This window comes from Paenibacillus sp. Leaf72, assembly GCF_001422685.1.
Classification (GTDB): domain Bacteria; phylum Bacillota; class Bacilli; order Paenibacillales; family Paenibacillaceae; genus Pristimantibacillus.
Map to the genome: position 1 here is coordinate 350,471 of NZ_LMLV01000035.1, position 12,000 is coordinate 362,470.

The following is a 12,000-nucleotide window of genomic DNA, read 5'->3' on the forward strand; positions in this document are numbered from 1 at the left end:
GTGCCCAGCAGAAAGGTTGTGTCCAAGGATGAATAAGTCAAAAATAGTGAGGTCAGCAGCGGCATGCCTGCTCGTAGCAGCCATAGCGTTACCCGCGGCCTATGCCGCCGAGCCTGTCCAGCCGCCACAGACGGAGGAACAGCCTGGCAAGCTGCCAGCTGCCAAGGGCCATTTTCACGAGGAGCATAAAAAGCAGCATCGCGAGCACGCGCTGGGCCACGAGCAGTATCGTCTCGCCAAGCTTCGTTATATGGCTGAATATTTCGGCATTGCGGTAGAAGACAAGACAGCCGAGCAATTAAAGAGCGAGCTGAAGGCAGCGAAGGAAAAAGATCCGGCGAAGTGGGAAGCTTTTAAAGCGGAGCATCGGGCCAAGCGTTTGGAAATGCTGCGCAATGCAGCGAAAGAGTATGGTCTTGAGACTGAAGGAAAAACGGCCGAGCAGCTGCGCGAGGATATTCGCAAGTTTCAACGCTCCAAGGACACGGCAGACGACAGCAGGCGTTAAATTCGCCGTATTTCCCTTGAAACGGTAGCTGTGCCGCCAAAGGATGGCAAAACAAAAGCATAGCCGGAAAGCGCGAAAGCTCCCATCACATGTAGGGGAGCTTTCGGCTATAACAGGCAATGATTCGGAGGAAATACAGTTTTTTGAACGTCAGCAGCCAGGTGGAAATGGCGGAAAAACAGCTTTTTTTCAGCAGATAGGGCAGTTAAATCGAGATTCGACAATAATTGTCGCAATTTGTCGTGGTAATTTAAAATATTAAATTAATTTGGCGTTGTGTTTGGATTAATGCGTCAAGTATACTAGAACTATATCATAATTTGGCAAAATTCGTCGATTCAATAAGCAGCTTCATTTGGAGGAGGATAGGCACTTGAAAACAATGAGGGTTGGTATTGCACATAAATTAATTTTTACTTTGGGAGCCCTCATGATCCTGTCTTTCACTTTGCTTGCTTCCATTCAATTAATGAAGCTTTACGACGTCAGCTTGCGTCAAGGGGAACTGGTTGCGCAAAATCAGTCCAATGCCTACACAACCAAGATGTCCATTGAAACGAACGATGCCTTGATTAGACTTGAAGGACTGCAGCAATCGTTGCAGCAAATGAAGGAATATAACATGACTGACCGCTCGGAGGCAGTTAGACTCATTGAAAATTTTGTGCGGGAACAGCCTTATATACTCGGTGTTTTTACGGTTTGGGAGCCTAATGCGTTCGATAATCAGGATGGGAATTTTCGCAACAAAAGCAGCTACGATGATGACACGGGACGTTTTGTCCCCTATATTGTGCGTCAAGGCGACAAGATAGTAGCCTATCCTAATAAAAACTATGAAAATATTGGCGACGGGGACTATTACCAAATCCCCAAGCGGACGAAGAAATTCGCTCTAATGGAGCCTTATTATTATGATATAAATGGCGAGCGGATTTTGATTTCGTCATTTGTTTATCCGATTTTGGATGAGCAGGGCAAGTTTCTAGGTGTCGTTGGAGCGGATATTTCCCTCGACATGGTGCAGCAGGAAGTGGAGAAAATCCGTCCTATGGGCGGCTACGCGACGATGATTACGGCTGGTGACAGCTACCTTGCTAATGGATTTGATCGCGCGCTGGTATCCAAGCCTTATTTGCCTTTGCCTAAGGGCGAATCGTTAGAGGAGCTGAAGGAGCAGGCTCTAACCATTATGTATACTTCCGACCCCATGTTGGGCGGAACGGTAATGAGGCTGCTTAACCCGATACATATAAAGGATCAAACATGGTATTTTGAAACGATCATTCCGAAGGGCAATATGCTCAAGGACTACTATAAAGGCTTAAGCAATACCATCATCATTTCCCTGGTTGCTTTTGTTTTCACAACGATGCTGATGATTTTGCTCATTCGCAAAATTGTGCTCCAAAACATCCGCAAAGTGGTCCACGTGTCCTCGGCGCTGGTGGAGGGAGATACCGACCAGAAGCTGGACATTGATACGAAGGACGAGTTTGAATTTATGGCGCAGCAGTTCAATCGCATGATTGATCACCGCAAGGCGAGCGAGGAATTAATCGAATTTCAAGCGACTCATGATTTGTTGACAGGCTTGCCTAATCGTTACGGCTATACGCGTCATATTGAGCAAATACATACTGTTCCTTACAGCAATAAGCAGGCAGCACTGCTGTATATCGATTTGGATCGCTTTAAAGTCATTAACGATACGCTTGATTATGCGATGGGCGACCAACTGCTCAAGCAGTTCGCGGACCGTCTCAAACAGACCGTTGGTTCTAATGGGCGGGTGTTCCGTTTTGGCGGAGATGAATTTGTTGTGCTGCTGAATGACGTCAATCATATGAATCCGCTGCTGCTGGTAGCTGATGATATTTTGCTTACGATTGCCGAACCTATACAATTGAATGACCGGCTATTTTACATTACCGCTAGCATTGGCATTAGTTTGCAGCATGAGCTGACGGAGGAAACCGGCGACCGTATGGTCAAGGAGGCGGACACCGCGCTTTTTGTCGCCAAGAAGCAGCGCAATACAAGCAGGCTGTATTCCCCATCGATGAAGGATGTTTCAAAGCGGGAGCAGGAGCTTGAAAATGGGCTGTTCCCTGCGCTTGAGGGCGAGCAGTTCGTGTTGTATTACCAGCCAAAGGTGGATTTGAAATCCGGACAAATATACGGAGCCGAAGCTTTGATCCGCTGGCGCCATCCTGAGTTTGGCATGATCTCGCCGCTTGATTTCATTCCGCTTGCCGAGAAGACGGGCTTCATTATCCCGCTGGGGGAATGGGTGCTTCGAACGGCATGCAAACAAATCAAGATGTGGGAGCAGCAAGGCGTCACGGCGCTGACGGTCAGCGTCAATATGTCGATGCTGCAATTTCAGCAAAAGCATATCGTGGAGACGATCCAGTCCATTATTACAGAAGCTTCTGTCAGACCCGAGCAAATTGAGCTTGAGCTGACGGAGACGATTTTTATGGACAATCCCGATCACACGCTGAAAATATTGCGCGAGCTGCAGCAGCTTGGCATTCGGCTTTCTCTAGATGATTTTGGTACGGGGTATTCGTCCCTTAGCTATTTGCAAAACATTCCGCTGCATTATCTGAAGCTGGATAAATCATTTATCCATGATATTGTCTCGGATTTTAAGAAGCAAATGATTTTTAAATCGCTCGTCGTTATCGCCCATAACCTGAATATGAAGGTTGTGACGGAAGGCGTCGAAACCGACGAGGAGCTGCAAATTATTCGCCAGCATAAATGCGATCTGGTGCAAGGCTATATTTATAGTCCGCCGGTTACGGCTGAGTGCTTCATCAAGCTTTACCAAAAGCATGTGTCTTAAGGCTTGTATGTCTTAGCCTTAGATTAGAGTAAGTTGAACCCGTTATGAGTAAAATAAGGAAAAGCCAGCAGGAGCTTCCCGTACTAGGGTAGGCTCTTTTTTTCGTTCTTTAAGACAAGGCTTGTTGTGCACCAAGAAATTTGCTAAAATAAAGCGGAAGTTATTTAGTAAATTTATTAACTAAACGAATGTGGTGGATGAAATGGCAACGATTAAAGAAATTGCGGCTATGGCGGAGGTGTCTGCCGCGACGGTGTCACGTGTGCTTAACAACGATATGACGCTCGCTGTCGGCGAAGAGACGCGTGCACGCATATTCGCGATAGCGGAAAAGTTGCAGTATAAGCCATCGCGTCTAAAACGGCTCAAGCAAGAAAGCCAGCGTTCACACCTGCAAGTTGGCTTATTGCTGAGCTTTACGCTTGAACATGAGGATATAGATCCTTATTTCCTGTCTATTCGCAGAGGGATCGAGCGCCGTTGTGAGGAGCTCGGCATCGCCATCGTTAAAGTATGGCGCATTGGCGGAGCTATGGAGCCTCATCCGCAGCTGGATGGCCTCATTGTCGTTGGCGGGGTGGCAGAGCGTGACGTTCGGATGCTGTACGAAGGCGACAAAGTCGTTATGATTGACCATCTAGGCAAGCTGCGGCATTATGACACGGTCAACTTGAATTTTGAGCAGGCGGTTGAGGATGTTATGGAGCATCTGCTGGAGCTTGGACATACCCGCATTGGCTACATTGGCGGTGGAGTAGATCAAGCCGCCGACGAGCCGCGGCGCAAGCATATGCAGCACCTGCTGGAGTCGCACGGTATTTTGCGTAAGGATTGGGTGCTTGCCGGGGAATGGACAACAGGCAGCGGTTATGAGCTGATGAATGGGCTGCTGGGCCTGGAAGAACGTCCTACCGCATGCTTTGTCGGCAGCGACCCGATGGCAATCGGTGCGCTTCGCGCGCTGCATGAGCACGGTGTAGAGGTGCCGGAGCAAATGGCAATTGTCGGTTTCGACGACATTGAGGTATCGGCTTTCGTACAGCCGCCGCTAACGAGCGTCAAGGCATATACGGAGCAAATGGGCAAGACAGCAGTACAACTGCTTTTGGAACGGATTGAAGGCCGTGAAGTTCCGCTGCATGTCATGATGAATACGACGCTAATGGCGCGTGAAAGCAGCGGGACAGCCGGCCATAATAAGGAGGCTAATGAATAATGGCTATTATTTTTGACGAACAAAATCAGCTTTTTCATCTGCAATCGAAAGAAACCAGCTATGTGATCGCGTTGGTGAAAGGCGCTTACCCGGCACATGTGTATTGGGGCAAGCGGGTACGAGGCAGCCAGCTCGGAAGACTGCTTGAGCTGAAGGAGCGCTGCTCGTTCAGTCCTTCAACAGAAGCGGATGATTTAAGAGTGTCGCTTGATACGCTTCCGCAGGAATATCCGGCATTCGGCAATTCGGATTTCCGCTATCCGGCCTATCAAGTACAGCTTGCTGACGGAACGACGGTAACGGATCTGCGTTACGATTCTCACCGGATCGTACAGGGCAAGCCGTCACTTGAAGGATTGCCGTCTGTCTATGTAGAAGGCGAAGACGAGGCACAGACGCTTGAAATTACACTTGCTGACAGCTACTCAGGTCTGCGTGTCGTATTGCTCTATACCGTATTCGAATCGTATAACGCGATTACTCGCTCGGCTCGTGTCATAAATGGCAGCGAGAACACGCTGCAGCTGCTTCGGGCGCTTAGCATGAGCTTAGACCTCCCTAATGACCATTATGATATGCTTCAGCTGTCTGGTGCATGGGCGCGCGAGCGTTACATTCACCGCCGCCAGCTGGAGCCGGGACTGCAATCGGTGGAAAGCCGCCGCGGCGCAAGCAGCCATGCGCAAAATCCATTTATCGCCCTGTTATCTGTTGGGGCAACAGAGGATCATGGCGATGTATATGGGGTAAACCTCGTCTACAGCGGAAACTTTGTAGGAGGCGTTGAGGTCGACCAGTACCATGCGGCAAGATTGTTTATCGGAATTAATCCGTTTGATTTCAATTGGAGACTGGAGCCAGGCGAGCAATTCCAGACGCCAGAGGCGGTACTCGTGCATTCCTCCGAAGGGCTGGGCGGCATGTCCCGCAGCTTCCATGATCTCTATCGTTCGCGTCTATGCCGCGGCAGCTTCCGTGACGAGAGCAGACCGATTTTGATCAACAACTGGGAAGCGACTTACTTCAACTTTACAGCGGATAAAATTGAGGATATTGCTAAGGTTGGCAAGGAACTGGGCATGGAGCTGTTCGTGCTCGACGATGGCTGGTTTGGGCAGCGCAATAGCGACAATTCATCGCTTGGAGACTGGTTCGTTGACAAAAACAAGCTGCCGGGCGGTCTTGAGGATCTAGTAGCGCGCATTCGCAATCTGGATATGCAGTTCGGCCTTTGGTTTGAACCGGAGATGGTATCGCCTCACAGCGAGCTGTATCGTGCTCATCCCGAGTGGTGTCTGCATGTCGAAGGAAGGCGTCGTACAGAGGCTCGCAATCAGCTGATTTTGGATCTGTCCCGTGCTGACGTTCGCGAATATATCATTAAAACGATTTCTGATGTTCTCGCTAGCGCACCGATTACGTACGTAAAATGGGACATGAACCGCAATATGTCCGAGATCGGCTCTGCACTGCTTCCAGCCGAGCGCCAGCGTGAGACGGCTCATCGTTACATGCTTGGCCTTTATGAAGTGCTCGAGCGGATTACGTCTGCTTTCCCGCATATTTTGTTTGAAAGCTGCTCCGGCGGCGGCGGACGCTTTGATCCGGGCATGCTGTATTACATGCCGCAAACTTGGACGAGCGATAATACCGATGCCGTATCGAGGCTGAAAATCCAATATGGCACAAGCCTCGTTTATCCGATTAGCTCGATGGGCTCCCACGTATCGGCTGTTCCTAACCATCAGGTTGGCCGCAGTACGCCGCTTGAGACGCGCGGCAATGTGGCGCTGTCCGGCAACTTTGGTTATGAGCTGGATTTGACGAAGTTCACCGAGGATGAGAAGGAAACGGTGAAAGACCAGATTGCGCTCTATAAAGAAGTCCGCCATCTCGTGCAGTTTGGCGATTTCTATCGTCTGTCCAGCCCATTTGAAGGCAATATTGCCGCATGGATGTTCGTTTCGAAAGACAAGAGCGAGGCGTTTGCTGTCTACACATCCGTCTTGCAGGAGCCGAATCCGCCGCTCAGCCGTTTTGTGCTGAAAGGGCTTGATCCAAGCCGCGATTATGTATGGCAAGAAAATGGCGAGACGTATGGCGGCGATGAGCTGCTATATGCTGGACTTGCGACGCCGCAATTCCATAACGATTATGCAAGCAAGGTTTATCGTTTCCGCGCTGCTGGCGTTTAAGCTGTCGCGTAGTCGAGCATAGTCACGAATTGTCACGTCGTTGACGATCCAAGATAATAAGTTATGAATCAGAAAAAAGCTTCCGCTGCCACGAAAAGTGGTGTTGGAAGCTTTTTTCAATTACATATAAGTACCGTTGTTCTTATAATCCTTAAGGCAGCGCTTTGCCGCGTGAGCAGTTATACAGCCTGTACCATTCTTCGCGCGTTAAACGAAGCGTATTGGCATCTTTGCAGGCGAGGATACGCTTCGGATTGATTGAGCCGATAACAGGCTGAATGTTAGCCGGATGTCTCATCAGCCATGCAAGTACGATCGCTTCCGGCGTCGTATCTTTACGCTCGGCGAATTCAGCGACGAGCGCGGCTGTTGCAGCAACCGATTCAGGGCTGTCGCCGAGCGGCGCGCCGGAATAGATGCCTTGAGCGAGCGGGCCCCACGATTGCAGCTGAATATTTTCCATTCGGCAATACTCAAGCGTTCCTTCCGGGAACACATTATCGCGCGCTGCGAGCTGATTGACATGCAAACCTGTATCAATAAATCCATGCTTGAGCAAGCTAAGCTCCAGTTGATTCACGATAAACGGCTCATCCGTATAAGCGCGAAGCAGCTTAATTTGCCCTTGGCTCATATTGGAAACGCCGAATGCGCGAACTTTGCCGGAAGCCTTGAGCTTCGAAATCGCACTGGCTACTTCCTCTGGCTCAACAAGCGCATCTGGGCGATGCAGCAGCAAAATGTCGAGATAATCGGTTTGCAGCCGCTCCAAAATACCATCGACACTGCTTAATATATGGCTTTCCGAAAAATCAAAGCGCTGCGGATCATCATCGCCGCCTTGCAGGCGAATTCCGCATTTGGATTGCAAAATGATTTGCTCACGCAGGCCCGGACGGTCCTTCAGCACTTGGCCGAAAACTTGCTCGGCTTTGCCGAACGTATAAATGTCTGCATGATCGTACATGTTGATGCCGATTTCCAGCGCCGCGTCGACGGCTTCATGGCCTTCCTTAAAATGCTCGGCCTCAATCGGATTACGGTTCCAGCCGCCGCCAAAGCGCATACAGCCGAGAACAAGCTGGCTCGCTTCAATGCCGCGTTTATGCAAAGGGATCGAACTCATACGTTTATCAACCTCCATGTAAGTGATTACATCACTTCCTATTATAATGCTAAATGGACAGGCGTACAGTGCTTATTGTTGAAAAAAGGAAAAGCAAAACGCCATACTCCATGAATTAATGCCTAATTGAAAAAACACGCCGTACCTCGTCCAGCAAGGACGATCGTACGGCGTGTTCAAAAGCCAGAGGCTTATTAAATGCTTATTTCACCATTGCTTTCAGCACATCGTCAATGATTTGCCCATTTGCGATTTTGCCTTTGTACAGCCAGCTGCTGGACGAATCGAGCTCAATGACATTGCCTGCTTTGACAGCCGGAAGGCCTTGCCAAATGGGACCATCAATGATGGAAGTATCGCCAGCTTGCTTGTCGCTATTGAGCAGGAAAATATAATCGGCATCCAGCTCGGCCAGCTTCTCCAGTGATACGGGGTTCCAGTTGCCGCGGCTTTCTACGGGCACTTCGGTAACCAGATTCGGAGTTTTGAGGCCCAGATCCTGATAAAGAACAGCTCCGCTTGATACGACTTCATCTACCATATAGAAGTTTTTTTGTGTCAGCCAAAAGACAGCTGCGGATTTCTCGCCGACTGCCGCTTGAATTTTAGTTTTGGCATCGGCTGCTTTTTGATCATATTCGGCAATCGCTTGCTCAGCGCCTGCTTTATTATTCAGCAAATCGCCGATTGTGAGCAGCGTTTTACGCCAGTCTTTAGCAGTCGCGCTTCCGAGCACGTAAGTTGGGGCGATTTTGGCATATTGCTCATAAAGGCCTTTTTGTACGGCACTTTCCTCGCCAATAATAATCAAATCAGGAGAGAAGCTTGCCACAGCTTCTACTGGAAGATCGTAGGCAATCGTAGGAACATCCTTCAGACTGCCTTGCAAGTATTGCTGAATGCTGTCGCTGCCAACGGTCCATTGTGCGACTGGAATTTTGCCAAGCGTGACGACTGGATCCTCCAAATAAGAAGCCAAAATACGCTGAGGGTTGCCATGAATGGTTACTTCATGACCCATAGCATCCGTTACTACTTTATCTGCTGCAGGAGCCTCGGAGGCTTCAACGCTTGCTTCCGGCGAGGCGGATGGTGCGGCTGAACCTGCGGTATTGTTATTTGTCATTTCCTTCCCGCCGCAAGCTGCAAGAAGCAGCGTTAGAGCAAGCAGAGCAACGAGGGTAACCTGTGATTTGCCTTTCAGAAATCCAAAACGTGAGAGCATAATTTCCTCCTAGAAATCTCTAATTATCAAGCACGGCCTAAACCTATTCTTGACTCCAATTAGAATGATAATCATTATCGAAATCAATGTCAATGTTTCATTTATTGGGCGATTCAAGGCTGAGTTTTGGCGCGCTCTTTCATATAAAAGGTCGGCGTCCTTCCCGTAAAACGCTTGAACAGCCGCTGAAAATAAGAAACGTCGCGATAGCCGACAAATTCAGCAACTTCACCAACCGTCAGCATCGAATCGACGAGCATATAGATCGCTTTTTTCATACGCGTATCATGAACGAAGGTGCTAATCGTTTGCCCAGTGACACGGCGGAACAGGGTTGCAGCATAGTTGGGGCTTTTCTGAATGTAGCTGCCGAGCTCTTCCTTCGTAATTTTTTCACGATAATGGTTGAAAATATAATGCTTCATACGCTCTACTTGCTGATTCGTATCAGCCATTGCGGGACCTTTATTCCATTCGCGGTTCCAGACCGCCAGCCATTCCGTTACGACAGCTTGGGCGATGATAGGCGCATACTCGGCTTGCTCCAGCCATTCCGCATGAAGATGCTTCATTCGGGCCAGCAGCATGTCGTACATGCCAATGCGGGATTTCACCCACGTCTGGCGCTGAAGCAGCGGCAATACGGGGGCAGAAGACAAACTTAATGTAACAACAAACTTCTCATGAAAAACAGTAGGCACACATTTTCCATAATACGCTTGGTTTGGCGGTATATAGAGCAGGTCGCCTTTCTCGGCGATCACCTTCTCGTTCTCAATCCAATAGACGACCGTCCCATAGCTGACTAGAATCAAAGCTGCTTCGTTCGTGTTTTTTGTGTTTTTTTCGTAAAACCATTCCATTCCTCGGTCCTGTCGAACCGCTGTTACTTGCAGCATTTGGGCCATCGGCCTCCTTATCAAAAATATAAGAAATTATAAGTTTCACTCTTATAATCAGCTTATATTTCACCCTCGAAACGGAAGCTTTGCCGCCAAAGGACGGCGAAAGCCGTTTACGCTTGAACAGTACTATATTACATTTAGAATACTATATTTCGTAGTCGATTGAAACGGCTAGGTTTATAATAGGGGTATAAATGTTCAGGAGGAATGAGACTTCATGCGTAAAACCAAAATTGTTTGTACGATGGGACCTGCTTGTGATTCGGTTGATACTTTAAGGGAAATGATTCGATCGGGGATGAATGTGGCGCGTCTGAATATGGCGCACGGGGAACTGGAGGATCATGCCCGGCGTATTGAGCGGATTCGCGAAGCGGCTGCTGCTGAAAATGCAATCGTGCCGATTTTGCTGGATATTAAAGGACCAGAGGTGCGGATTGGCAAGCTGGAGGAAGCTTCTTACATGCTGGTGGCTGGCGAGACGCTGACGCTGACGACGGAAGAAGTGCTGGGCAATGGCCGCCGCATTCATGTTAACTATAGCGAGCTTCCGCTTGTCGTGAAGCCTGGCAATACAATTTTGCTCGATGATGGCCTGATTGATCTTGAGGTGGCATCGGTGGAAGCGACGGAAGTACACTGCACGATCGTAAACGGCGGTCTGATCAAGCCGCGCAAAGGCGTTAACCTTCCGGGCATCCGCACGACGCTGCCAGGTGTAACAGAGCGCGATATTCGCCATATCCACTTCGGCATCCAGCAAAACATCGATATTATTGCGCCTTCCTTCGTAAGAAGAGCGGAAGATATTTTGGAAATTCGCGAGCTGCTGCAAGCACACGGTGCTGGCCACGTTCAAATCATTTCGAAAATTGAAAATGAAGAGGGCGTCGTAAACCTGGATTCCATCATTGCAGCTTCGGATGGCATTATGGTTGCCCGCGGCGACTTGGGCGTTGAAATTCCTGTTCAAGATGTGCCTTCGATGCAGCGCGACATGATTAATAAGTGTAACGTAGCAGGCAAGCCGGTTATTGTTGCGACCCATATGCTGGATTCCATGCAAGTAAACCCGCGTCCTTCACGAGCAGAAGTGAGCGACGTTGCAGGTGCGGTTATGCAAGGAACAGATGCAATCATGCTGTCTGGCGAGACGGCTGCGGGCAAATATCCGGTTCAATCGGTTGCAACGATGGCTGCTATTGCGCTTAAGGCGGAGTCCCAACTGGACTACTATGCAGGCTTCCAGGAGCGCCGTCAGCTTGCTTCCACGACGATTACCGAAGTCATTAGCCAAGCGGTCGTCAGCTCATCTCTGGAGCTCAAGGCGAAAGCGATTCTTACTCGTACGGAAAGCGGCTTTACGGCGCGGATGGTATCCAAATATCGCCCGCAATCGCCAGTTATCGCGATTACTTCCGACGAGAAAATTTTGCCGCTATTGGCGCTGATTTGGGGCGTTATTCCGGTGAAGGGCACGAAGACTGGCACGACGGACGAGCTGCTGCATGCGGCAATGGCGGATGCGGAGCAAACCGGGCTGCTTGCTGAGGGAGATTTTGTCGTCATTACGGCTGGAGCGCCTGTTGGCTTATCCGGTACGACGAATTTGATTAAAATCGAGCAATACGGCGTATAGCCGCAAGCCTAGACGCGATAAGCTGAACGCAAGTTAAACGCAAGCTAAACGATAAGACATGGATGATAGACTGGCCTAGGCGGGGCAGGATTATCGATCCATGTCTTTTTTCTTAGGTTAGGCTTGCTTAGTAAAGTCGAATGCTGGAGAAATTAGCTTAAATCTGTGGAATATGGACCATAATTTTGTTGAAAAACAGGAAAATTGTTCTTATTATTAAATAATAGAGATAGAAGTTTTGATAGTGCAGTGAAAAAGGCGAAGCTTTTCTTGCAGAATAGCCTCTGTTTCGTCAAGCTGCTAGTGAGTGACAAAAAAAGTCAACATGTTAG

9 protein-coding genes are annotated in these 12,000 nt (G+C 49.1%); 6 read left to right on the forward strand and 3 right to left on the reverse strand.

All coding sequences use genetic code 11. The features are described 5' to 3' along the window. Positions 1-28: 28 nt before the first annotated feature. The 5 genes from ASF12_RS32835 (at position 29) to ASF12_RS32850 (ending at position 6,773) form a co-directional block, all read left to right on the forward strand. A complete protein-coding gene (locus ASF12_RS32835) occupies positions 29-508 on the forward strand; it encodes a hypothetical protein (RefSeq protein WP_056043797.1) in 480 nt (159 codons plus the stop codon). A 43-nt stretch (positions 509-551) separates the two neighbouring features. Next, positions 552-770 carry a hypothetical protein gene (locus ASF12_RS36100; protein WP_235533355.1) on the forward strand — a complete coding sequence of 73 codons (219 nt, stop codon included), beginning with the start codon at positions 552-554 and terminating at the stop codon, positions 768-770. A gap of 120 nt (positions 771-890) precedes the next feature. Continuing rightward, entirely contained in the window at positions 891-3,362 is a 2,472-nt protein-coding gene (locus ASF12_RS32840; protein ID WP_235533362.1) for an EAL domain-containing protein, read from the forward strand. A 202-nt stretch (positions 3,363-3,564) separates the two neighbouring features. Further along, positions 3,565-4,578 carry a LacI family DNA-binding transcriptional regulator gene (locus ASF12_RS32845; RefSeq protein WP_056043803.1) on the forward strand — a complete coding sequence of 338 codons (1,014 nt, stop codon included), beginning with the start codon at positions 3,565-3,567 and terminating at the stop codon, positions 4,576-4,578. Then, positions 4,578-6,773, forward strand: coding sequence for an alpha-galactosidase (locus ASF12_RS32850; protein ID WP_056043806.1), 2,196 nt, complete (start codon positions 4,578-4,580; stop codon positions 6,771-6,773). Before ASF12_RS32845 ends, ASF12_RS32850 begins: the two co-directional genes overlap by 1 nt. A 151-nt stretch (positions 6,774-6,924) precedes the next feature. Here the strand turns inward: ASF12_RS32850 and ASF12_RS32855 are convergent, their stop codons facing one another. The 3 genes from ASF12_RS32855 to ASF12_RS32865 form a co-directional block, all read right to left on the reverse strand. Next, positions 6,925-7,899, reverse strand: coding sequence for an aldo/keto reductase (locus tag ASF12_RS32855; protein ID WP_081419177.1), 975 nt, complete (start codon positions 7,897-7,899; stop codon positions 6,925-6,927). A 202-nt stretch (positions 7,900-8,101) separates the two neighbouring features. Then, entirely contained in the window at positions 8,102-9,124 is a 1,023-nt protein-coding gene (locus ASF12_RS32860) for an iron-hydroxamate ABC transporter substrate-binding protein (protein WP_056043812.1), read from the reverse strand. A 113-nt stretch (positions 9,125-9,237) separates the two neighbouring features. Continuing rightward, the gene (locus tag ASF12_RS32865) at positions 9,238-10,023 is read right to left on the reverse strand and encodes an AraC family transcriptional regulator (RefSeq protein ID WP_056043814.1); all 786 of its coding nucleotides are present in this window, start codon (positions 10,021-10,023) and stop codon (positions 9,238-9,240) included. 223 nt (positions 10,024-10,246) lie between these two features. Between ASF12_RS32865 and pyk the strand changes: the two genes are divergently transcribed. Further along, a complete protein-coding gene (gene pyk, locus ASF12_RS32870; protein WP_056043818.1) occupies positions 10,247-11,668 on the forward strand; it encodes a pyruvate kinase in 1,422 nt (473 codons plus the stop codon). Positions 11,669-12,000: the final 332 nt, after the last annotated feature.